The organism is Bradyrhizobium sp. 31Argb, from assembly GCF_043638955.1.
In the GTDB taxonomy this organism is placed as follows: Bacteria; Pseudomonadota; Alphaproteobacteria; order Rhizobiales; family Xanthobacteraceae; genus Bradyrhizobium.
Window position 1 is genome coordinate 61,405 of the sequence record NZ_JBEGDB010000001.1, and the last position, 21,965, is coordinate 83,369.

The window sequence follows — 21,965 nt, forward strand, 5'->3', positions numbered from 1 at the left end:
CGACTATCATCACGAAGCAGCGAAACGCGAGCGAAACGCTTTCAGTAGCCAGAAATTCCTTATGCCGGTTGTGCCGCGTTCCTAAACGCGAATTTAGTGGGAGCGACGAGAAAGAGCCCCACCTTTCTCTGTGTAACGTTCTTTATGTCACCACTCGAAAGGACAAAGCCATGAAAGTCGCAATGGTAGCATTGGTCGCTGCGTCCATGCTCTCAAGCACATACGCTTTTGCCAATACGGCGCGTCATGAACCGGTGGTCAGGAGCTATCCGATATACAGAGAGGCTGCTCCGCCGGTCGTCTTGCATCCGAACTACGGCAATCCGAACGGCGATCCGGATGGTCCGACCACGTTGAGCGGCACCGGCGATTCTCAATTCGGTGGCTCGTCGCCCGGCACCAGCGGTTACAACTAAGTGAAAGCCGCAGTTGATCGGGCTTTGCTTGAAAGCCACCGCGCCACCCCAAGGTAACGACGCGCGAACCTCGCGCGTCGTTGAAGTGGCGCGAGACGGCGTTACATCGATCGCTTGATCGATAGCTGAAGTGACGTCGAGATCACTTCTTCGATCGTCTGCTGCGGCTAACGGTGCCGAACACGACTTGCGATGGATAAGGAGAAGCCGAGCGCTGAGGCGTGCTCTCGAGAAAGCCTGCGGCGCCGATCCACGCAACATTAGGCTGCGCGGCAAAATTGCCCGGAAACACACCATTGGTCGGGAAGTCGCGATTATCATTGCGGTTGTCATAGAACCAGCCGCTCGTCTGGCCGTATCGTATGACGCGATACCCAAACTCGGTCGCCGATCCCGGCGAGATAGGGATCGCTGCCAGGATCGCCGCGCAAATTACGATCTTCAATCTACCCATTGGCTTTCCTTATGGCCGGATCGTGCCCCAGTCGCCCTTCCAACCCGCAAGCTTTCCGTTGCGAAACTGCAGATAGAGCCCGTCGCTTCGGCTCGCGAATGCGCTTCCCTTGACATTGGGCAGCGCCAGATAGAGTTCGCTGCCGCGGCGCCCTCGCACATAGGTCAAGGGCACGCCGAGCGTGCCAGCGACCTCATCGGGCTTCATCCCAAACCGAAGCGACGGCGCGCTTTGCTGTGCAGCCGCTGACGCTGCTTCGAGTGCTGCCAGAGCGAGCGCCATCACAAGCAAGCCGGTTTTCTTCATCCGATACACCCATTTGCGGCACGGCAAACGCAAACCAATGCGGCGAAGGCGGATATCATTGTAGCGAGACCAACGTCCCGGCCGGCGTCCAGCCGCCGCCGAGGGCCTGAAACAGACTGCTTGCCGCCAACAATTTCGAGAGCCGCACCTGAACCAGCGTAACTTCCGCGGTGAAGAGCGTCTGTTCGGCCTGCAGGACCGTAATCAGATTGATCGTCCCGCCCCGCAATTGCTTCTCCGCCACATCGAACGCCGTTTGTGAGCTCGCAACGACCTGCGCTTGCAGCCGCTCCTGCAGCGTGAACTTTTGCAACGCAATGAGCGCCTTCTCGACATCAGAGAATGCCGACAGAACCGCCTTGCGATAGGCCTGCAGGTTCTGAAGCTGCACGCCCTTCGCCTGCTTCAACTGGCTCTCGAGCAAGAAGCCGTCGAAAATCGGTTGCGCGAGGCTGGCCGTAAGGGTGGAGAACGCCGCCCCTGGCGTGAACAGCGAGGCCAGCGCGCTGCTCTGGAATCCGCCGGTGCCGGTGAGCTGGATCTGCGGAAAGAACGCCGCGCGAGCCTGCTCGACGCTGAAGTTCGATGCCGCAAGCAGCGCCTCTGCCTGGCGGATGTCCGGCCGTTGGTAAAGCAGTTCCGATGGCAGGCCGGGGGTCACCCGAGGCACCTTGATGCGGCTGGTGGATCCGCCCCGCACCGTGAAATTCGCCGGCGCTCGTCCAACAAGCACCGCGAGCGCGGCAATGTTCTGACCGATGGTGACTTCGAGAGGCGGAATCGCCGCCCGCTGCGTTCCTGCCAGCGCCTCCTGTTGCGAAACGTCGAGCTGCGAGGCCGTTCCGCCGGCGAACTGCGTCTTGATCAGCGCAAGGATTCGCTCGGCCGCTGCGAGGTTCTGGCGCGTCACCCGCAACTCGTCCTGCGCCGCTAGAATCTGGAAGTACGTGTTGGCCACCGTGACGATCGCGGTCAGCGTGACCACCTCGCGATTATATCTCGATGCCGTCGCGCTTTCTTCCGCTGCAAGGAGGGCTGCCTGGTTCTTGCCCCAGAAGTCGAGCATGTAGCTCGCAGTCAGGCTGGTGCTGAATTGCGAGAAGTTCGAACTTCCGCCGCCGCGTCCGCCTCCGGTCCCGGTGACGCCCCCGCCAAGGTTGCTGCTGCTGGCGCTGCTTGTGGAGCCGAAATGCGCGCGCTCGGCGCTGGCTGCTCCGGTTAGCGACGGCAATAGCGGCGAACCCGCCACGCCCACCTGGGCGTCGGCCTGCACGACCTGGGCGACCGCAACTGCAACGTCGAGATTGCTGATCTGCGCCGCGTCCATCAGCGACGTCAGTTCGCCGGAGCCGAAGCCGCGCCACCAGTCCAGGACCGGGACCGCGGCATCGGGACTCGCCGAACTTGCCGCGCGATATTTCTCCGGCACTTCGAGATTAAGCTCGGGCCGTTCCGATCCCAGGATGCAGCCGGACAAGCCGGGGCCGAGCGCGAGTGCGATCAAAGCGGACATCGCGCGGATGCGACCGTCCCCCCACGGCAAAATCGCCCGGGCCAGACTTCGGTGTCGGACGCGTACCACCGGGGATTTCGACATCTCACTCGCCTGGCTGCAGTGAGGACTTTGGCAGGTTGGGAGGCGCATTGCCCCTTCGACGTTGGCCCCAGAGCCGGAACCTGTCCAGATACAAATAGATCACAGGTGTCGAATAAAGTGTCAGCATCTGGCTGAGGATGAGGCCGCCCACGATGGCAATGCCGAGCGGCTGGCGTAATTCGCCGCCCTCGCCCATTCCGATGGCAAGCGGCACCGCGCCGAGCAGTGCGGCCATGGTCGTCATCATGATCGGGCGGAACCGGAGCAGGCAGGCTTCGCGAATGGCCTCGAGCGGATCGAGGCCGCGCTTGCGTTCGGCGTCAAGCGCAAAGTCGATCATCATGATCGCGTTCTTCTTGACGATGCCGATCAGCAGGATCACGCCGATCAGCGCCATGATGCTGAACTCGGTGCGGAACGCGATCAGGGCCAGCAGCGCGCCCACGCCGGCCGACGGCAGCGTCGAGAGGATGGTCAGGGGATGGATGTAGCTCTCATAGAGCACGCCGAGCACGATGTAGATGGTCACCAACGCGGCCAGGATGAGCAGCGGCTGATTGCTGAGCGAATCCTGGAAGACCTTTGCCGTGCCCTGGAAGGTGCCGCGGATCGTCGCGGGCACGCCGATCCGGTTCATGGTGGCCTCGATGGTGCTGACGGCGCTGCCGAGTGACACGTTGGGAGGCAGGTTGAAGGAGATCGTGTTGGCGACGAGAAGTCCCTGATGGTTGACGGAGAGCGGCGTTGCGCCCCGACCGAAATGCGCGACCGCTGAAAGCGGGATCATCGTTTCGCTGCTGGTGCTGACCGCCGCGCCGGTCGAGGCCACGCCTTTGCCGGTCGACCCGATCGAATTGGTTGCAAGATTGCGTGCGGCCTGTGCGTTGGCCGAGTTGGCCGCGCTTGATATTCCAGGCGCCACCACCGTTCCCGCCACCGCGTTGGTCGCCTGCGAGCCGCCGACCGAGCCGCCCGAGGTGCTGATATAGACGTCCTTGAGCGTCTCCGGATTCTGCCAGTAGGACGCCGCCACCTCCATGATCACGTGATACTGGTTGCGCGCGACATAGATGGTTGAGACCTGGCGCTGGCCGAACGCGTCATAGAGCGTGTTGTCGATCTGGCTGACGGTGATTCCGAGCCGCGCCGCGGCGTCGCGATCGATGACCAGGTTGGATTCGAGCCCCTTGTCCTGCTGGTCGCTGTTGACGTCGGCGAGATTGGACTCGCGCTGCAGCGCCGCCGTGATCTTCGGCGTCCATTCGTTGAGCTCTTCCAGCGTCGGGCTTTGCAGCGTGTACTGGTACTGCGCGCTGGATACCCGTCCCCCGACGCGGATGTCCTGCACCGACTGCAGGAACAGGGTCGCCCCGGGCACGGTGGCGAGCTCGCGCCGTAGCCGCGCGATCACCTGGTCGGCGCCGACTTTGCGCTGGTCGAGCGGGCGCAGCGAGACGAAAACGAAACCGGAATTGGTCTGGTTGCTGCCGGTGAATCCGACGACGGCCTCCACCGCGGGGTCGTGCTTGATGATCGTGACGAATTGAGTCAGCTTCTGCTGCATCAACTGGAACGAAATGCTCTGGTCCGCCTGGATCGAGCCGACCAGTCGGCCGGTGTCCTGCTGGGGGAAGAAGCCCTTGGGGATCACGCCGTAGAGATAGAAGTTGAGCCCCAGCACCGCGGCAAGGATCAGCATCACGGATCTCGGGTGCGCGAGTGCGGCCGAGAGCGTCCGCCGATAGAAGCTGAGCATCGCTTCGAAAAAGCGCTCGCTGGCGCGATAGAGCCAGCCGTGTGCCCGGCTGCTTTCCCGGCGCAGCAGCACCGAGCACATCATCGGCGTGGTCGCGAGCGAGACCGCAAGCGAGATCAGGATGGAGATCGAGATCGTCATCGCGAATTCGCGGAACAGCCGGCCGACGATGCCGCCCATCAGCAGGATCGGGATGAACACCGCGATCAGCGAGATGCTCATCGAAAGCACGGTGAAGCCGACCTCGCCAGCGCCCTTCAGCGCCGCCTCAAACGGCGACATCCCGTGCTCGATATAGCGGGTGACGTTTTCGAGCACAACGATGGCGTCGTCGACGACAAAGCCGGTCGCCACCGTCAGCGCCATCAGCGACAGATTGTCGAGGCTGTAGCCGACGAGATACATGACGCCGAAGGTCGCGACCAGCGACACCGAGACCGCGACCACCGGGATCAGCGTCGCGCGGGCGTTGCGCAGGAACGAGAACACCACGAGGATCACCAGCAGCACGGCAAGGACCAGAGTCCGCTCGACGTCATGCAGCGAGGTGCGGATGGTGGTCGAGCGGTCGACCGCGAGATCGATGTCGATCGCGGGCGAGACCGAGGCCCTGAGCTGGGGCATCAGCGCCTTGACCAGATCGACCGTGCTGATGATGTTGGCATTCGGCTGCCGGTACAGGATGATCAGGACGGCGGGCTTGCCGTTGGCGAGGCCGGCATTGCGCAAATTCTCTACGGAATCGGTGACCTCCCCGACATCGGAAAGATGCACGGCCGCGCCATTGCGATAGGCGATGACCATTGACTTGTAGTCGTCGGCCTTGTTGGCCTGGTCGTTGGCGTAGATCTGGTAGCGCCGCTCGCCGACGTCGATCCCGCCCTTGGGGCTGTGCGCATTGGCGCTGGCGAGCGCGGCGCGCACGTCCTCGAGCCCGATGCCGTATTTGTAGAGCGCCTGCGGAACGAGGTCGACGCGCACCGCAGGCAGCGAGCTGCCACCGACCACGACCTCGCCGATCCCTTCGACCTGCGAAAGCTTTTGCGCCAGCACGGTGGAGGCGGCGTCATAGAGGTCGCCGCGCGTGAGCGTGTCGGAGGTCAGCGTCAGGATCAGGATCGGCGCGTCGGCGGGGTTGACCTTGCGGTAGGTCGGATTGCTGCGCAGGCTGGTCGGAAGGTCGGCGCGGGCGGCGTTGATCGCGGCCTGCACGTCGCGCGCCGCGCCGTTGATGTCGCGGTTCAGCCCGAACTGCAGGGTGATCCGCGTCGAGCCCACTGTGCTTTGCGAGGTCATCTCGGTGACGTCGGCGATCTGGCCGAGATGGCGCTCGAGCGGGCTTGCGACCGTGGTCGCGACATCCTCGGGGCTCGCGCCCGGTAGCGTCGCCTGCACCGCGATGGTCGGGAAGTCGACCTGCGGCAGCGGCGAGACCGGTAGCTTGAAGAACGCCACCATGCCCGCCGCCGCAAGCCCGAAGGTCAAGAGCGTGGTCGCGACCGGCCGGCGGATGAAGGGCGTTGCCGGGTCCATGGCTCAGTGGGCTCCGCGTGTTTCGCGGGCACCGCCGGGCCCTCCGGCAAGCCGCACGGCGAGGCGGTCGAACCACAGATAGATCACGGGCGTCGTGAACAAGGTGAGCAACTGGCTGACCAGAAGGCCGCCGACGATGGAAATGCCGAGCGGATGCCTGAGTTCCGATCCGGCGCCGGTTCCGAGCATCAGCGGCAGCGCGCCGAGCACCGCGGCCATGGTGGTCATGATGATCGGCCGGAACCGAAGCAGGCAGGCCTGGTAGATCGCCTCGCGCGGCGACCGGCCTTCGTTGCGTTCGGCATCGAGCGCGAAGTCGATCATCATGATCGCGTTCTTCTTGACGATGCCGATCAGCAGGATGATGCCGATGATCGCGACGATCGTCAGGTCCTGCCCCGCCATCATCAATGCGAGCAATGCGCCGATCCCGGCTGAAGGCAGGGTCGAGAGAATCGTCAGCGGGTGGATGAAGCTCTCATAGAGCACGCCCAGCACGATATAGACCGTGACGATCGCGGCCAGGATCAGGAACAGTTGGTTCGAGAGCGAGGATTGAAAGGCAAGCGCCGCACCCTGGAAGCTCGTGATGATGCCGAGCGGCTGGCCGATATCGATCTGCGCCTGCTTGACGGCGACGACCGCCTCTCCCAGGGACGCATCGGGCGCCAGGTTGAATGATATGGTGGCCGAGGGGAACTGGCCGAGATGCGAAACCTGCAACGGCGCGATGTCCTCGTGAACCTTGGCTAGGACCGGCAACGGCACCGGCGCGCCTCCGACCGAGGAGGGCAGGTAGATCGACGACAGCGATTGCAGGGATGTCTGCAGCGTCGGATCGGCTTCCAGGATCACCCGGTACTGGTTTGAATTGGTGAACACCGTCGAGACGATGCGTTGGCCGAAGGAGTCATAGAGCGCATTGTCGACGGTCGCGGGCGTGATCCCGAACCGCGCTGCCTGCTCGCGGTCGATGTCGACAAAGACCGCAAGTCCCTTGGTGGAAATATCGGTCGAGACATCGGTGAACGCGGGAAGCTGCCGCAATCTGTCGACGAGCTTCGGGGCCCATTCGGCGAGCTGGGCCGGATCGGCATCCTGCAGGATGAACTGATATTGCGCCTTGCTGACGGTGCCTTCGATGGTCAGATCCTGCACCGGCTGCATATAGAGCGTGACGCCGGTCAGCGATGCCGTGCTGTCCTTGAGACGGCGCATGACGGTCGCGATATCGGACTTCCGCTGATTATGCGGCTTTAAGTTGATCAGGATGCGGCCGCTGTTGAGCGTGGTGTTGGTGCCGTCGACGCCGATGAAGGAAGAGAGACTCTCGACGTCGGGATCGCGGAGGATGACGTCGGCCAGTTGCTGCTGCCGCTCCGCCATCGCGGCGTATGAGACCGATTGCGGCGCTTCCGAAATCGCCTGGATGACGCCGGTATCCTGCAGCGGGAAGAACCCCTTGGGGATGGCGACATAGAGCAGGGCGGTCAAGCCGAAGGTGGCGAGCGCCACCAGCAGCACCAGGGTCTGGTGGTCCAGCACCCAGTTCAGCATCCGGGCATAGATCGCGATGACGTGATCGAAGCCTTCGCGGCTCAGACGCTGGAGCATGTTCTCATGCGCCTCGCCTTCCGCCTTGAGCAGTTTGGCGCAGGCCATCGGCACAAGCGTCAAGGACACCACGGCGGAGATCAGGATGGTGACCGACAGCGTGATGGCGAACTCGCGGAACAGGCGGCCGACCACGTCACCCATGAACAGCAGCGGAATCAGCACCGCGATCAGCGACACCGTCAGCGAGATGATCGTGAAGCCGATCTGCTCGGAGCCGCGGAGCGCAGCCTGCAGCGGCGCTTCGCCTTCCTCGATGTAGCGGGAGATGTTCTCGATGACGACGATCGCGTCGTCGACCACGAAGCCGGTCGCGATCGTGAGCGCCATCAAAGAGAGATTGTTGAGGCTGAAGCCGAACAGGTACATGGCCCCCAGCGTGCCGACCAGCGAGAGCGGCACGGAGAGGCTTGGGATCAGCGTCGCGCGCGGACTGCGCAGGAATACGAAGATCACCAGCACGACCAGCATGACTGCGAGCGAGAGCTCGTATTCCACGTCCCTGACCGAGGCGCGGATGGTCACGGTGCGGTCGGTCAGGATGTTCAGGTCGATGCTGGCGGGCAACGCCGCCTGCAACTGCGGCAACACCGCCTTGATCCCTTCGACCACCGAGATGACGTTGGCCCCAGGCTGGCGCTGGATGTTGAGGATGATCGCGGGCGTCGTATTCATCCAGGCGCCGAGCTTGTCGTTCTCGGCGCCATCGATGACGTCGCCGATGTCGCTGAGACGGACCGGGGAGCCGTTCTTGTAGGCCACGATCAGGGACTTGTAGCCACCGGCACCGCGGATCTGGTCGTTGGCGTTGATGGTGTAGGAGCGCATCGCGCCGTCAAAATTGCCCTTGGGCGTGTTGACGTTGGCATTGCCGAGGGTGGTGCGCAGGTCGTCGATATTGAGGCCGTAGGCCGCGAGCTTGCGAATGTCGGCGCGGACGCGGACCGCCGGCCGCTGGCCGCCGCTGATGCTGACGAGGCCTACTCCCGGGAATTGCGAGATCTTCTGCGCCAGGCGCGTGTAGACGAAATCCTGGACCTGCGTCAGCGGCATGGTCTTCGACGTCAGGCCAAGGGTCAGGATCGGGGCATCGGCCGGATTGACCTTGGCATAGATCGGCGGCGCCGGAAGATCTGACGGCAGCAGATTGCCGGCGGCGTTGATCGCGGCCTGCACCTCCTGCTCGGCGACATCGAGCGAGATCGTCAATCCGAACTGCAGGGTGATGACCGAGGCGCCGGCCGAACTGACCGAACTCATCTGGCTCAGGTTCGGCATCTGGCCGAACTGCACCTCCAGCGGCGCCGTGACGGACGACGTCATCACGTCAGGACTGGCGCCGGGATAGAAGGTCTGGACCTGGATCGTCGGGTAATCGACCTCGGGCAGGGCGGCGACGGGCAGGAAGCGGAACGCCAGCATCCCCGACAGCATGATGGCGATCATCAGCAGTGTCGTCGCCACCGGTCTCTGGATGAATGGTCGCGACGGGTTCATTGGTGCCCGTTTCCGGAGCGCTGCCCGTTGCCGCCCCCAGCTTTTGAATCCGTCGGCTTGGCTGCAGCGGCCGACTCGCCCGCTCCCGTCGGAGGTCGAATGACGATCCTGGCGCCTTCCCGCAGCTTGTCGGCGCCATCGATCACGATGCGGTCGCCGGGGGAAAGTCCGGACTGAACCTCGACCCGGTCGCCGTCAGTGACGCCAAGCTTGACGGGGCGCACCGAGACCGTGCTGTCGCTGTTGACGAGATAGACGAAGGTGCCGGGCGTGCCGCGCTGGATGCCGGCCGTCGACATCGTCGTCACGTCCTTGCGGGTGTCCAGCAAGAGACGCAGGTTGACGAACTGATTGGGATACAGCGTCCGCGCTTCGTTCGAGAATTGCGCGCGCAGCTTGATCGTGCCGGTGGTCGGATCGATCTGGCTGTCGAAGGTCTGCAGCGCCCCGCTGGCGAGCTTGTTGGTGCCGCTCCGATCGTAGGCCGCAGCCGGCAGCACCGCCCCCTCGCGGAGCCGCCTGGCGATCGCCTGAAGCTGGTCCTCCGGGAGTGTGAACAGGACGCTGATCGGCTGCAGTTGCGTGATCACCACGATGCCGGTGGCATCACCAGGGGTGACGTAGTTGCCTTGGTCGACCTGCCGCAATCCGACGCGCCCATCCAGCGGCGACAGGATGTGGCAATAGCGCAGGTTCACTTCGGCGGCCTGCACCGAGGCGCGGTCCGCTTCAACCGTGCCTTCGTCCTGCGCGACCAGGGCTATTTGCGTGTCGAGCTGCTGGTGCGGCACGGCGTTCTGCTTCGCCAGGCCTTGGTAGCGGGCAAGGTCGACCTGGGCGCCCTTCAGCATGGCTTGGTCGCGCGCAAGCTGTCCCTTGGCCTGGGCAAGCGCCGCCTCAAAGGGGCGTGAGTCGATCTCCGCGATGAGATCACCCTTCTTGACCTCATCGCCTTCCTTGAACGCGATGCGGGTCAGATATCCGCTGATCTGGCTTCTGATCGTGACGGTGGCGAGTGAAGAGACGGTGCCGAGCCCATTGAGGTTGATCCCGATATCACCCTTGCCGACAGTCTCGGCGACAACAGACATCGGCGGGGCGGTTCGCCGGCCGGCTGTTTCCTGTGGCGTGCCTGCCGGCTTCGTCCACCAGACGATGCCGGCACCCAGCAGGAGGATAACGGCGATCGCGAACCCAATGCGCCCGCGAGCCGGGCGCATGATTTTTTTCCCAGGCGCAATCGAAGGGGGTGGCGTCGACTTCCTTAGCTGCTGATCCATGGGTCACCTGCGAAAGCGCATGAACGAACCCGTGTGGGGCGCATATCGCCGCAGCCCGGTTCCTGCAACATTTCCAGGTCGACATATTGAACGATTAGGGGCCAGAAAGCCCATTAACATTCGGTAGGGCGGCTCAACAAAGTCCGATGGTTCCGCGCGCTCGGCGCAATCGGCGGCCTCAGCCTAATTCTTGGCCGGATCGGCGTGCGACGCCATTTCGGCCCGCCGCTCATAGCTCTCGGCAAGAACCTTGAGACGATCGGCGACCGCCTGGTCGCTCACGCTTTCCGCCACCCGGCGCAAGGTCTGCGCTGGGCTCGAAAATTCCTTGCTCGGCATACTCAACTCCGCAACTCATGGTTTCAAACAATTATGTAGGTGCGCGGTGCACGATGCGAATTCACAAAGTCGGGAGTTTGGTCGCGTTGCAGCAGACGTGCACGGCGGCGGCCGGATTCTTCTCATTCGGCCGGCGTTGCCTGGGGTTGGACGGAGGAGGTTGCCGCCTCCTTCTCGCCGAACAGCCAGATCTGCAGCCGGTCGAGATAGAGATAGACCACCGGCGTCGTGTACAGCGTGAGGATCTGCGACACCGCGAGGCCGCCGACAATGGCATAGCCGAGCGGCTGCCTGATCTCCGAGCCCGCGCCCGTGCCCACCATCATCGGCACGGCGCCGAGCATTGCCGCCATCGTGGTCATCAGGATCGGCCTGAACCGCTTGATGCAGGCCTGGTAGATCGCTTCTTCCGTGCTGAGCCCTTCGTTGTGTTCGGCGTGTATCGCGAAGTCGACCAGCATGATGCCGTTCTTCTTGACGATGCCGATCAGCAGGATGAGGCCGACGATCGCGATCACGGTCAGATCGAAATGGGCCGCCATCAGCAACAGCAGCGCGCCGACGCCGGCCGATGGCAGGGTCGAGATGATGGTGATCGGATGGATCGTGCTTTCATAGAGGATGCCGAGGATCAGGTAGATCACGAACAGCGAGGCCAGGATCAGGATCGGCGTGCTCGACAGCGAGGCGCCGAAGGCCTGGGCGTTGCCCTGGAAGCTGGTCTGCAGCGAGAGCGGCGGATTCAACTCTTCCTTTACCGCGTCGATCGCGCTCACGGCCTGGCCGATAGCGGCACCCGGCGCAAGGTTGAACGAGATCGTCACCGACGGGAACTGCCCCTGGTGATTGACGACGAGCGGCGAGACCTTCACGACCGAATCGACCAGCGTCGACAACGGCACCTGCTGCCCGCTCGAAGACTTCACATAGATGCCGTTAAGTGCATCGGGCGAGTACTGGAACTTCGGATTGACCTCCATGACAACATGGTATTGCTGCAGCGTGGTGTAGATCGTCGAAACGATGCGTTGACCGAACGCATCGTCCAGCGTGTTGTCGATCGTGAACGGCAGGATGCCGTAGCTCGAGGCGACTTCGCGCTTGATGGTGATGTCGAGCAGCGGCCCGGCATTGAGCTGGTCGGTGGTGACATCGGTAATCGACGGGATCGTCTTGATCTTGTCGAGAAACAGGACCGCCCAACGGGTCAGCTCGCCCGGATCGGCATCGTTCATCGTGTACTGGAATTGCGTCTTGTTCAGCCGGGCCCCGATCGTGATGTCCTGGGCAGGCTGCATGTACAGCGTAATGCCCTGGATCTTTGCGAGGCTGGTCCGCAGCCGCGCGATCACCTTGTCGATCGGATCGCGCTGGTCGTAAGGCTTGAGCTGGATGTAGACGCGTCCGTCATTGACCGTGTAGACACCGCCGCCGGCGCCCACCGCGGCCCCGACGGAGGCGACAGCCGGGTCGCGCATGATGACGTCGAGCAGGGCTTGCTGGCGCTGGGCCATCGCCTGGAAGGAGATATCCTGCGACGCTTCCGACTGACCGAGGATCAGTCCGGTATCTTGCTCCGGGAAGAAGCCCTTTGGAATGACGACGTAAAGATAACCGGTCAGCGCGATGGTGCCGAGCATCACCATCAGCGTGATGAAGCGGTGACGCAGTACGATCCTGAGACCGGCCTCATAGAGATTGAGCAGCCCATCGAATCCGCGTTCGGACAATCGGTAGAGCCGGCCGTGCGATTCTTTCTCGGGCTTGAGCAGGTATGCGCACATCATCGGCGTGAGCGTGCGCGAGATCACCAGCGAGAGAACGAGCGCCACACTCACCGTCATCGCGAACTCGCGAAACAACAGTCCGACATAGCCGCTCATCAGGAACAGCGGAATGAACACGGCGATAAGCGAGAATGTGATCGCCATGACGGTGAAGCCGATTTCGCCGGAGCCCTTCATCGCCGCGTCATAGGGCGAGAGGCCTTCCTCGATGTGCCGCGTGATATTCTCGATCTCGACGACGGCGTCGTCGACCACGAAGCCGACCGCAATCGACAGGGCCATCAGCGACAAATTGTCGAGGCTGTAGCCCATTTCGTACAGGATCGCGAAAGTGCCGACCAGCGACAGCGGCACGGTGACGGCCGGGATGATGGTCGCCCAGAAGCTGCGCAGGAAGATGAAGATCACCATCACGACGAGCCCGATCGTCAGGAGCAGCGTGAACTGCACGTCGGCGATCGATGCGCGGATGGTATCGGTGCGGTCGGAAATGACGTTGATCTTGATGTCGGAGGGAATCGAGGCGCCTGCAGCACCGGCATCATCGCCTTGATGCGCGCGACCGTGTCGATGACATTGGCGCCCGGCTGACGCTGGATCGCCAGGAGGATCGCCCTCTGATTGTTGTACCAGCCGGCGATCAGATCGTTTTCCGGCGCGCTGATGGCGCGGCCGATGTCGCGGATGCGGACCGGAGATCCATTGCGATAGGCAACGACGAGATCGGCATATTGGTCGGGCTTGAACAGTTGATCATTGGTGTTGAGCGTGTAGGTCTGACGCGGGCTGTTGAGCGTGCCCTTCGCCAGATCGACATTGGCCTGGCCCAGCACCGTCCGCAGATCCTCGAGATTGATGCCGCGGGCGGCCAATGCCTCGGGGTCGACCTGGATGCGGACGGAGGCTTTCTGCTGGCCGCCGACGCCGACGAGGCCGACGCCGGAAATCTGCGAAATCTTCTGCAGCAGGATGTTCTCGGAATAGGCGTCCACTGTAGTGAGCGGCAGACTGTCCGAGGTGATGCCGAGCACGAGGATCGGCGTGTCGGCGGGATTGACCTTGCGGATCGTCGGCGGATACGGCAGGCCCGCCGGCAAATACGGGGAAGCGGCATTGATGGCCGAGAGCGTATCGCTCACCGCACCGTCGATCTGACGGCTGAGGTCGAACTGAAGCGTGATCTGGGTGTAGCCCAGCGCACTCGCCGACGTCATCTGGGTGAGGCCGGGGATCTCGCCGAACTGCAACTCGAGTGGCGATGCCACGGAAGACGCCATGGTCTGCGGATCGGCGCCCGGCAACTGTGCGGTCACCGTCAGCGTGGGATAGTTGACGTTCGGCAGCGCCGCCACCGGCATCAGCGGATAGGCGACCAGGCCGGCTACCAGCAGCCCCACCATGAGCAGGGCGGTCGCGATCGGCCGCCGGATGAACGGTGCGGAAATATTCATGGGATTGGCGTCTGCATGGCGTCCTGCGCGGCGGCTTCCTCGGCCGCCTTGCCATGGAGCGCGATGACATGTGTACCCGGCTGCAGCTTGTATTGGCCGTCGAGGACCACCCGCTCATTTGCCGAGAGCCCGGAATCGATCAGCGCCTGTCCGTCGCTGATTTGCGCTACCTTGACCTGGCGGATCGATACGGTGTTGTCGGGATTGACGACCCACGCATAGGCTCCGTTCGGACCTTGCTGGATCACCGCCGCGGGCACGGTGAGGCCGTTGTGTCGTGTGTCGAGCAGCAGCCGTGCGTTGACCAGCTCGCCCGGCCAGAGCCGGTTCTCCTTGTTGGAGAAATTGGCCTTGAGCTGGATCGAGCCCGTGGTCTGCAGGATCTCGTTGTTGACGAGGCCGAGCTGGCCTTGACCGAGCTCTATCGTGTCGTCCTGGTTATAGGCGAGGACGGTCAGCGGCGCCTTGGTGATTTGCTGCTGCTTCTGGATTTGCGGCAGAACCGTCTCCGGAAGCGTGAAGATCAGAGAAATCGGATCGAGCTGGGTCACGACGCACAGACCGTTCGTGCTCGACGGGCTTATGATATTGCCGACGTCGATCTGGCGGATCCCGACCACGCCGTCGATCGGTGAGGTCAGGCGCGTGAAGCTGAGCTGCACTTTCGCGGCCTCGATCAGCGCCTTGTCGGTTGTGATCGCGCCGTCCAACTGCCCGACTTGCGCCTTCTGGGTTTCGATCAGTTGCGGCGTCGCCCAGCCCTTGGCTCCCAACTGGCTGTAACGGACGAGGTTGGCATTGGCGTTGGCGAGCTGCGCCTGATCGCGTTCGAGCGATCCGGTATACTGATCGATCAGCGCCTGATAGGGACGCGGATCGATCTGCGCCAGCAGGTCGCCGGCATGCACATGCTGGCCTTCGGTGAAGTTGATGGTGAAGATCTGGCCCTGGATCTGGGCGCGCACCACGTCGGTGTTGTAGGCGATCACGGTGCCGACGCCGGTCAGATAGATCGGCACGTCGTGCTGGCTGACCGTTCCGGCGACGATCGGCACCGGGGACGGCCGGGCCGGCGCGGCGACCGCCGTCTCGAACGGGAAGTCATGCATGGCGTGGAGCAGAGCGCCGGTCGCCACTGCGGCGGTCAGCATGACGGCACCGACAACGATCTTCTTTTTCATGGTCTGGGCTTCGCTGAGAGGTTGTTAGCAACCCGGAATAACTGCGCTTGACGTGACGCTCCCCGTCACGAAGCCTGAGCAGGCGCTGCTGCCCGCCATCGTGGAGGCGGTTGGAGCGGGAGCGAGAACCGTCGGCACTGTCGGCAAGGCTGCAACCGGTCCAACGACACCTGGGAGCAGCGATACGCCAGGTGTCGGCACCGGCGCCCCCGAGCTGACGCCGAGATTGCTGATCTCGGACGAGTCGAGGGGAATGCCGGTTCGCTGGACGCCGCCGACTGTCGTGGGCGAGGTCGATGACGGCGTCGATGATGCGATGACGCTGGTCGAGCCCGAACCGCACATCCCCGACGTTCCCGACGTGTCGATGATGCCGGATGCCGTCGCCATGCCCGAGCTCTCCAGCGTGCCTGACGTCGTCGACACGCCCGATGTCGCCGATATCGCAGGCGACATGCCCGGTGTTGCGGCCGTATCGCCCGCCATGGCCGCGGTTGCAGGCGGGGTCGATCCAACCGCCATTCCAGCGCCGTCGAATGTGGCGGTCGATCCGAACATCTGGGTCGGCGCTGTCCCAACAGTCGAGCAGACCGTGCCGCTGCTTGGAATGGCGATCGTGCCCGTCGCGGGAGCCGCGAGCGGACTGACTCCCGCGGATGAGAGCTCGGTCGCGCCCAGCGGAATTCCCGTTGGCGAGACCGGCGAGCTCGCGCTGCCTAGCGGAGAGGTTGCGTCAAGCGTCGGAGTCGGGGTCGCCATACCAGTCACTTGCGCGACAGCGGCATTCGCTGTGAGCAACGCGGGAAGAAGGATCGCAGCGGCCAGCGAGAATCTCATCTGCATTCTCCGTAGCAGAGACAGATTGGGGACATGGCGGGTTTAGCTGCAGCTCGGCGGCATCGGCTCGCCCGGATGCAGCAGGTTCCAATCGGAACAGCCGAGACTGTCGCCCTCCTCGAGACGGAGGCGACCAAGGGCGTGATGATGGAGGCCCGGGCTGAAAGCGCTGGTATGGCCGTCTGCCCGAACGTGCCCTGTCATGCCGCCGATATTGGCGCCACCACCGAAGCTTTCCGGGCGAATGCCGCTGCCGACACCGCCAACATGCGCGCCGCCGCCAATTCCTCCGACGTGGACACCGCCACCTCCGACATGGGCGCCGGCGCCGAGTCCGCCAAAATGAGCTCCGCCGCCAAACCCTCCCATATGGCCGCCACCGCCGCGCGCCTCCGCTGCAGCGGTAAACAAGCTTGAGGCAAGCAAGGTTGTCGCCAGGATCGCTGTCAATCGTCTCATCATGACACTTCCTCTCCGTGAATGAAGCGCCCCGCATCGAATGCGCCAGCCGAACGAGCCGACCGGGTTCTCCGACGGCTTGAACGTAGGCGCGTTCGACGGCGCATCCACTAAATTCGTCTTTAGGAATGCAGTGAGATATCGCTTGGGATTTTTCTTTGCGCAGCCGCTGCGCGGAGCGCGGCAATAGCGCAGCGCTAATCCACGGACGCGCGGATGCGCAGGATCGCGGGATTTGAATCTACGATACTATCAATAAAGAAAGCGGCCAGGACCGCATAAGCGGTCCGGCCTCTTCAGTCTCGACTGTCAGCTTGACCGACAGGACACTCGTTTTCCGGCCAGTGACGGCCAACGTTCGACGGTGGCTCCGAAGCGACCGGATCAATAAGAGCCGTAACCGTAATAGCCGTAGCCGGTGCCCGGTTCACAGGGAACGTTGCCGTCGGTCCAGGGCTGCGATGCAAACGCGCCTACCCGCGGGGCAGGAACGCAGCCCGGTCCGCCGACATAGACTTGCTCCGGTGCCGCAACGGCATTGGCACGCGCGACGTGCCGGGTGTGTTCGCGAGCCATCGCGGGAGTCGCAAGCGTCGCCGCAGCGACCAGCGCTATCGACAAGAACTTGATTGCAGACATAGGTGTTCTCCATCAGGAAGCGGAGCCAATGGAGCGTGGCTCCCTCTCCGAAGTGCGGATCACGGCAGGCTGTTTAAAGGGCGCGTCTTCTCACGTTCTCTCAATGCCGCGTGAGCACATTCGTGCGCAGGTTGCAGACGGGAGCTGCCCGCTCACAACGACGTTACACAACCTGGAGCATGATCCGGAAAAGCGGATATCGGTTTTCCGAAAAGATCATGCTCAAACAAGAGGATAGAGCGGGATGATGATTCGAGGAAAAAATCATCCCGCTCGAGCAGCTTGATTTCAGTTGAAGCTAGACGGCCGTCGAAAGCGCGCGCATTTCGGCCTGCCACGGTGCCATTGTATGTTGCGCGGTAGCAATCGTCACGACTTCGTTCCAGCGCGAAAGAAAGGCGTCGACGCAGGCGGGATCGAATTGGCGCGCCCTGTTGTCCTGGAGGTAACGGCGTGCGTCCGCAAGCGGCATCGGGTCCTTGTAGGGACGCTTCATTGTCAGCGCATCGAAGACATCGGCGACTGCGACGACGCGGGCCGCGATCGGAATGTCGGTTTCCCTGAGCCCGTTGGGATAGCCGCCGCCGTCCCAGCGTTCGTGATGAGCGGCAGCGATCTCGGCTCCAAGCTGGATCAGCTCGCAATGGCTGTCGGCGAGGATGCGTCCGCCGATCGTGGCGTGGGTGCGCATGATCGCGATCTCCTCCGCGTTCAGCCGGCCCGGCTTGAGCAGGATGCTGTCGGGTATCGCGACCTTGCCGACGTCGTGCAGGGGTGCCGCAAGATAGATGTCGCGGATGAGCCGCGACGGCAGGCCGAGTTCTTCGGCGATGATGCGGCTGTATTTCGCTACCCGAAGCGTGTGCTCGCCGGTGTCGTTGTCGCGGTACTCGACGGCGAGCGCCAGACGCAGAATGATCTCCTCCTCGCGTTCCTGGAGCTTCTGCGTGGCGCTGGCAACGTCCCGGACGAGGTCGGCAGCGCGGTCGTTCAGTTGCCGAACGGCAATGCCCAGCCGGATAAGATTTCTGAGCCGAACCCTCGTCTCCAGAGTTTGCGGATGCTTCGGCAGGAAATCGGTGGCGCCGGCCTCGAGTGCCTTCATCCGCACCTCGTCCGTCTGTATCGAGGTGATCATCACGATCGGAATATTGCCGAAGTTCTGGAGTGCACGGAGTTCGCGGATGAAGGTGACGCCGTCCATTCTCGGCATCTCATAGTCCACGAGCACGATGTCGTACTGGCGCTGCATCGCCGATGTCATCGCCTGGAGCGGATCCGTGTACGCCGTGACCTGAACGGCGCCGTCGGCTTCCAGGAGCCGCGTGAGGAAGTCGAGGACAGAGCGACTGTCGTCAACGAGAAGCGCTTGTGTAAGCATCGGGTGTCCAGGTACGCGACGGTCGATTGTACGAGATCAAGAGCTACTGTGCGGGCTCTTAACGTCGACCTAAGCCTGACAATCGCCGATTGCACAACCTGTTCGATGCGCGTGAATGCAGGCGCAAATCGTACCAGGCTACCCATCGAATCCTCGGCACCGTATTCGTACGGACGTCTCGCACAGAAACGAGATCGCGCTTGATTAACATCTTAATCACCATCTCTGCCGATACTTCAGCCGAAAGAGATTCGCATTCCGGCTAAAGCGAATCACTGGGAATGCGGGGGACGGCGAATGGCTGAAGTGACGGAGCCCAAACGGTGGCTACAATTGCCACCGGACTGCAGCATCGCGTCGATCCGCCAGGTCTATGAAACGATCCGCGAGGCCTTCAGCCGCAATGATCGGCTCGAGATCGACTGCTCCGCCGTCGACAGGGCCGACGTCACGTCGATCCAGCTTTTGCTTTCCACCGCGGAGACCGGCAAGGCGCAGGGCCGCCCGGTCGTCCTGACTGCGTTCTCGCAAAGCCTCCGCAATACCCTTCGCCGCGCAGGCTTCTCCAGCGACGCGATGATCGACCAACATTTTCACAAGAAGGATGGCGCGTGATGGCTACGGTCCTGACGGTCGATGATTCGCCCAGCATCCGCCAGATGATCAAGGTCGTGCTCGAGCCGGCGGGCCACAACGTGATCGAGGCCGGCGACGGGGCGCAGGGCCTGGCGAAGGCGCAGGCCCTGCGCAAGCTGCCGTCGCAGGTCGGCCTGCCGATCGTCTTCCTCACCACCGAGTCCAACGACGCGGTGAAGCAGGAAGCCAAGAGCGCCGGCGCCACCGGATGGATCACCAAGCCTTTCAAGCCTGAGCAATTGCTTGCGGTGGTCAACAAGCTGGTGCGGTCATGAGCAGCATGGACCCGACGGAGATATTCCGTCAGGAGGCGAGCGAGCTTTTCGAAACCCTCGAAGGGGCCTTGCTGGATCTCGGCCTGCGTCCCGACGATCGCGAGCTGGTCGACTCGGCGTTTCGGGCCCTGCACACCATCAAGGGCTCCGGCGCCATGTTCGGCTTCGACAAGGTCGCCGCGTTCACCCACGAATTCGAGACCGCCTTCGAACTGGTCCGCAAAGGCGAGATCAAGCCGACGCAGGAGCTGATCGCGGTCGCGCTGGCGGCGAAGGACTATATCCGTGCCCTGATCGAAGCGCCCGATGACGCTGATTCGATCATCGGCGACGCCATCCTGGATGATCTGAAGCGCTTCGTTTCACCTGTCGAGCAGGTCCTGCCGGTCGAGTCTAACGTCGACGCCCCGCCGGTAAGCGAGAGCCGTCCGGCGGGCTGGCAACTGCGCCTCGAATTCGAGTCACATATTCTCCGCAACGGCTCCAATCCGCTCGACCTCCTGGATGATCTCTGCAAGCTCGGTCCCTGCTTCGTCGTGCCGGTCACCGATGGCGTGCCGCTTTTGGACGAGCTGGAGCCCGAGGACTGCTACCTGAAATGGGACGTCACGCTGCATAGCGGTTGCGACAAGGACGCCATCGACGACGTCTTCATGTTCGTGCAGGACGAGATGAAGCTGACGCTGGTGCCGCTGGCGCAGGTCGAGCGCGCGGCGCCGGCGCTCGCATTGCCGGTGGTGGAAGCTGAGCCGGCCGCCCCGGCTGCGGTGCTGGCCGCTGCCCCCGTCCCCGCTGCGGCGGAGCCGGCGACGCCGCCGGAGCGGAAGCGCGAGGAGCCGAAGCGCACCGAAGAGCGTGGCATCGCCACGGTCCGCGTGCAAGCCGAACGGCTCGACGAGTTGATGGACCGGGTCGGTGAGCTCGTCATTGCCCAGGCGCGGCTCAGCCAGTTAGCCGCGGCCGGCTCCGATCTCTCGATTAAGATGATCGCGGAGGAGATCGAGCGGCTGGCGGGAAGCCTGCGCGACACCACCATGGGCGCGCGGATGGTGCCGATCGGCTCCCTGTTCGGGCGCTTCCGAAGACTGGTCCACGATCTGTCCCGCGACCTCGGCAAGCCGGTCGAATTCGTCACCTCGGGCGAGGATACCGAGCTCGACAAGACCATGATCGAATGTCTCGCCGATCCGCTTGTGCACCTGATCCGCAATGCGATCGATCACGGCATCGAGGATTCCGAGGCTCGCACGGCGTCCGGCAAGACCGAGCAGGGACGGATCGAGCTGCAGGCGGTCCATTCCGGCGCGCAGGTCCTCGTCACCGTCAAGGACAATGGCGGCGGCCTCAACACGGCGCGCATCCGCGCCAAGGCCGAAGAACAGGGGCTGATCGCGCCCGGTGCCGCGATGTCGGATCATGAGATCCACCAGTTCCTGTTCCATCCGGGGTTCTCGACCGCCCAGACCATCTCGGCGCTGTCCGGCCGCGGCGTCGGCATGGACGTGGTCAAGCGCACCATCGAGAACATGCGCGGCTCGATCGATTTGTCGACGAAACCCGGCGAGGGAACGAATGTCACGCTGCGCCTGCCGCTGACGCTTGCGATCATCGAGGGATTGCTGATCCGGGTCGGCGAGGGGCGCTACATCATTCCGCTCCCGGCGGTCGAGGAGTGCGTCGAACTCACGGCGGACGACGAGCGCTCGCGCGGCCGCAATTTCCTCAACGTGCGCGGCAACCTCGTGCCCTTCCTGCGGCTCCGCGACATTCTCGACGTGCCGGGTGTGCCCGGACAGCATCAGAAGACGATCATCATCTCGACCGGCGAGACCCGCGTCGGGCTGGTTGCCGACCAGATCATCGGCAATCATCAGACCGTCATCAAGTCGCTTTCGAAGCTGCATTCCGATGTCACGATCTTTTCCGGCGCGACCATCCTCGGTGACGGCACCGCCGCGCTTATTCTCGACGTGGTGCAGCTCGTCGCGCTGGCGCAGTCGCGTGCGGAAAAGCAGCAGATGAGCGAGGCGGCATAGATGGCGACAGATCGGCACCAAGACGCCGGAACCGTCCAGGACGGTTCGATGCAGGTGGTCATGATCGGGCTCGGCGACGAGAAATTCGCGCTCGATGCAGGCCTGGTGCGCGAGATCATCGATCCGGTTCCCGCAACGAAAGTGGCCGGCTCGCGCTCGTTCGTGCCCAGCGTCATCAATGTGCGCGGCAATGTCATTCCGCTGGCCGACCTGCGCATCCGTTTCGGGATGCCGCAGACCGAAGCCTCCACGGAGACACGGATCGTCGTGATCGAGGTCGGCATCGACAACGAGCCGGTGCTGGTCGGCGTCACCGCTGACAAAGTCTACGAGGTTACCGAGATCTCGCGGACCGACGTGCAGCAGACGCCGCGCGTCGGCATGCATTGGAAGCCGGAGTTCATCCGCTTCATCACCAAGTGGCGTGAAGAGTTCGTCATCGTACCGAATATGGAACGTATCCTGAATTGAGGAAGTCTCGGGGGCGAGAC

At 63.2% G+C, this 21,965-nt stretch carries 17 protein-coding genes and 1 pseudogene; 7 read left to right on the top strand and 11 right to left on the bottom strand.

Features of this window, described 5'->3' with window-relative positions:
- Positions 1-170 precede the first annotated feature (170 nt).
- Positions 171-416: a hypothetical protein gene (locus tag AAFX91_RS00355; protein WP_394565197.1), complete on the top strand. Its 246-nt coding sequence runs from the start codon at positions 171-173 to the stop codon at positions 414-416.
- Between the two features lie 142 nt (positions 417-558).
- Here AAFX91_RS00355 and AAFX91_RS00360 read toward each other — a convergent pair whose 3' ends face one another.
- The 9 genes and pseudogenes from AAFX91_RS00360 to AAFX91_RS00400 form a co-directional block, all read right to left on the bottom strand.
- Positions 559-870, bottom strand: coding sequence for a BA14K family protein (locus AAFX91_RS00360; RefSeq protein ID WP_282530096.1), 312 nt, complete (start codon positions 868-870; stop codon positions 559-561).
- Between the two features lie 9 nt (positions 871-879).
- A complete protein-coding gene (locus tag AAFX91_RS00365) occupies positions 880-1,176 on the bottom strand; it encodes a hypothetical protein (protein ID WP_130577795.1) in 297 nt (98 codons plus the stop codon).
- 55 nt (positions 1,177-1,231) lie between these two features.
- A complete protein-coding gene (locus AAFX91_RS00370) occupies positions 1,232-2,689 on the bottom strand; it encodes an efflux transporter outer membrane subunit (RefSeq protein ID WP_130577796.1) in 1,458 nt (485 codons plus the stop codon).
- 85 nt (positions 2,690-2,774) lie between these two features.
- Complete coding sequence (locus tag AAFX91_RS00375) at positions 2,775-6,062, bottom strand: efflux RND transporter permease subunit (protein WP_394565198.1); 3,288 nt, start codon at positions 6,060-6,062, stop codon at positions 2,775-2,777.
- Between the two features lie 3 nt (positions 6,063-6,065).
- On the bottom strand, positions 6,066-9,173 hold the full coding sequence (locus tag AAFX91_RS00380; RefSeq protein WP_394565199.1) for an MdtB/MuxB family multidrug efflux RND transporter permease subunit: 3,108 nt from the start codon (positions 9,171-9,173) through the stop codon (positions 6,066-6,068).
- Positions 9,170-10,393: an MdtA/MuxA family multidrug efflux RND transporter periplasmic adaptor subunit gene (locus AAFX91_RS00385; RefSeq protein ID WP_394565200.1), complete on the bottom strand. Its 1,224-nt coding sequence runs from the start codon at positions 10,391-10,393 to the stop codon at positions 9,170-9,172. Before AAFX91_RS00385 ends, AAFX91_RS00380 begins: the two co-directional genes overlap by 4 nt.
- Positions 10,394-10,636: 243 nt before the next feature.
- The gene (locus tag AAFX91_RS00390; RefSeq protein WP_282530090.1) at positions 10,637-10,792 is read right to left on the bottom strand and encodes a hypothetical protein; all 156 of its coding nucleotides are present in this window, start codon (positions 10,790-10,792) and stop codon (positions 10,637-10,639) included.
- A 122-nt stretch (positions 10,793-10,914) separates the two neighbouring features.
- Positions 10,915-14,030 (bottom strand): annotated as a pseudogene (locus AAFX91_RS00395) (efflux RND transporter permease subunit).
- Positions 14,027-15,211 carry an efflux RND transporter periplasmic adaptor subunit gene (locus tag AAFX91_RS00400; RefSeq protein WP_130577801.1) on the bottom strand — a complete coding sequence of 395 codons (1,185 nt, stop codon included), beginning with the start codon at positions 15,209-15,211 and terminating at the stop codon, positions 14,027-14,029. Before AAFX91_RS00400 ends, AAFX91_RS00395 begins: the two are co-directional and overlap by 4 nt.
- A gap of 52 nt (positions 15,212-15,263) precedes the next feature.
- On the opposite strand from AAFX91_RS00400, the gene AAFX91_RS00405 reads away from it, so the two are divergent.
- Entirely contained in the window at positions 15,264-16,094 is an 831-nt protein-coding gene (locus AAFX91_RS00405) for a hypothetical protein (protein WP_394565201.1), read from the top strand.
- 29 nt (positions 16,095-16,123) lie between these two features.
- Positions 16,124-16,465: a hypothetical protein gene (locus tag AAFX91_RS00410; protein WP_394565202.1), complete on the top strand. Its 342-nt coding sequence runs from the start codon at positions 16,124-16,126 to the stop codon at positions 16,463-16,465.
- Between the two features lie 426 nt (positions 16,466-16,891).
- On the opposite strand, the gene AAFX91_RS00415 is transcribed toward AAFX91_RS00410, so the two are convergent.
- Both AAFX91_RS00415 and AAFX91_RS00420 read right to left on the bottom strand, forming a co-directional pair.
- Positions 16,892-17,146 (bottom strand): hypothetical protein, encoded by a 255-nt coding sequence (locus tag AAFX91_RS00415; RefSeq protein WP_130577804.1) that lies wholly within the window; start codon positions 17,144-17,146, stop codon positions 16,892-16,894.
- A gap of 298 nt (positions 17,147-17,444) precedes the next feature.
- Positions 17,445-18,527: an HD domain-containing phosphohydrolase gene (locus AAFX91_RS00420; protein WP_282530085.1), complete on the bottom strand. Its 1,083-nt coding sequence runs from the start codon at positions 18,525-18,527 to the stop codon at positions 17,445-17,447.
- Between the two features lie 297 nt (positions 18,528-18,824).
- Between AAFX91_RS00420 and AAFX91_RS00425 the strand changes: the two genes are divergently transcribed.
- Genes AAFX91_RS00425 through AAFX91_RS00440 form a run of 4 tightly spaced genes read left to right on the top strand, consistent with a single transcriptional unit; the run spans position 18,825 to position 21,945 of the window.
- Positions 18,825-19,142 (top strand): lipid asymmetry maintenance protein MlaB, encoded by a 318-nt coding sequence (locus tag AAFX91_RS00425; protein WP_394565203.1) that lies wholly within the window; start codon positions 18,825-18,827, stop codon positions 19,140-19,142.
- Positions 19,142-19,438: a response regulator gene (locus AAFX91_RS00430; RefSeq protein ID WP_394565204.1), complete on the top strand. Its 297-nt coding sequence runs from the start codon at positions 19,142-19,144 to the stop codon at positions 19,436-19,438. The genes AAFX91_RS00425 and AAFX91_RS00430 overlap by 1 nt, the downstream gene beginning before the upstream one ends.
- Entirely contained in the window at positions 19,435-21,474 is a 2,040-nt protein-coding gene (locus tag AAFX91_RS00435) for a chemotaxis protein CheA (protein WP_394565205.1), read from the top strand. Before AAFX91_RS00430 ends, AAFX91_RS00435 begins: the two co-directional genes overlap by 4 nt.
- Positions 21,475-21,945 (top strand): chemotaxis protein CheW, encoded by a 471-nt coding sequence (locus tag AAFX91_RS00440; protein WP_394565206.1) that lies wholly within the window; start codon positions 21,475-21,477, stop codon positions 21,943-21,945. It begins immediately after the preceding gene.
- The last annotated feature ends 20 nt before the right edge of the window (positions 21,946-21,965 follow it).

Excerpts from the sequence above, each read along its gene's own strand:
- AAFX91_RS00355 (WP_394565197.1), top strand. The coding sequence starts at position 171 with ATGAAAGTCGCAATGGTAGCATTGGTCGCTGCGTCCATGCTCTCAAGC.
- AAFX91_RS00360 (WP_282530096.1), bottom strand. The coding sequence starts at position 870 with ATGGGTAGATTGAAGATCGTAATTTGCGCGGCGATCCTGGCAGCGATC.
- AAFX91_RS00365 (WP_130577795.1), bottom strand. The coding sequence starts at position 1,176 with ATGAAGAAAACCGGCTTGCTTGTGATGGCGCTCGCTCTGGCAGCACTC.
- AAFX91_RS00370 (WP_130577796.1), bottom strand. The coding sequence starts at position 2,689 with ATGTCCGCTTTGATCGCACTCGCGCTCGGCCCCGGCTTGTCCGGCTGC.
- AAFX91_RS00375 (WP_394565198.1), bottom strand. The coding sequence starts at position 6,062 with ATGGACCCGGCAACGCCCTTCATCCGCCGGCCGGTCGCGACCACGCTC.
- AAFX91_RS00380 (WP_394565199.1), bottom strand. The coding sequence starts at position 9,173 with ATGAACCCGTCGCGACCATTCATCCAGAGACCGGTGGCGACGACACTG.
- AAFX91_RS00385 (WP_394565200.1), bottom strand. The coding sequence starts at position 10,393 with ATGCGCCCGGCTCGCGGGCGCATTGGGTTCGCGATCGCCGTTATCCTC.
- AAFX91_RS00390 (WP_282530090.1), bottom strand. The coding sequence starts at position 10,792 with ATGCCGAGCAAGGAATTTTCGAGCCCAGCGCAGACCTTGCGCCGGGTG.
- AAFX91_RS00400 (WP_130577801.1), bottom strand. The coding sequence starts at position 15,211 with ATGAAAAAGAAGATCGTTGTCGGTGCCGTCATGCTGACCGCCGCAGTG.
- AAFX91_RS00410 (WP_394565202.1), top strand. The coding sequence starts at position 16,124 with ATGCAGCAGGTTCCAATCGGAACAGCCGAGACTGTCGCCCTCCTCGAG.
- AAFX91_RS00415 (WP_130577804.1), bottom strand. The coding sequence starts at position 17,146 with ATGTCTGCAATCAAGTTCTTGTCGATAGCGCTGGTCGCTGCGGCGACG.
- AAFX91_RS00420 (WP_282530085.1), bottom strand. The coding sequence starts at position 18,527 with ATGCTTACACAAGCGCTTCTCGTTGACGACAGTCGCTCTGTCCTCGAC.
- AAFX91_RS00425 (WP_394565203.1), top strand. The coding sequence starts at position 18,825 with ATGGCTGAAGTGACGGAGCCCAAACGGTGGCTACAATTGCCACCGGAC.
- AAFX91_RS00430 (WP_394565204.1), top strand. The coding sequence starts at position 19,142 with ATGGCTACGGTCCTGACGGTCGATGATTCGCCCAGCATCCGCCAGATG.
- AAFX91_RS00435 (WP_394565205.1), top strand. The coding sequence starts at position 19,435 with ATGAGCAGCATGGACCCGACGGAGATATTCCGTCAGGAGGCGAGCGAG.
- AAFX91_RS00440 (WP_394565206.1), top strand. The coding sequence starts at position 21,475 with ATGGCGACAGATCGGCACCAAGACGCCGGAACCGTCCAGGACGGTTCG.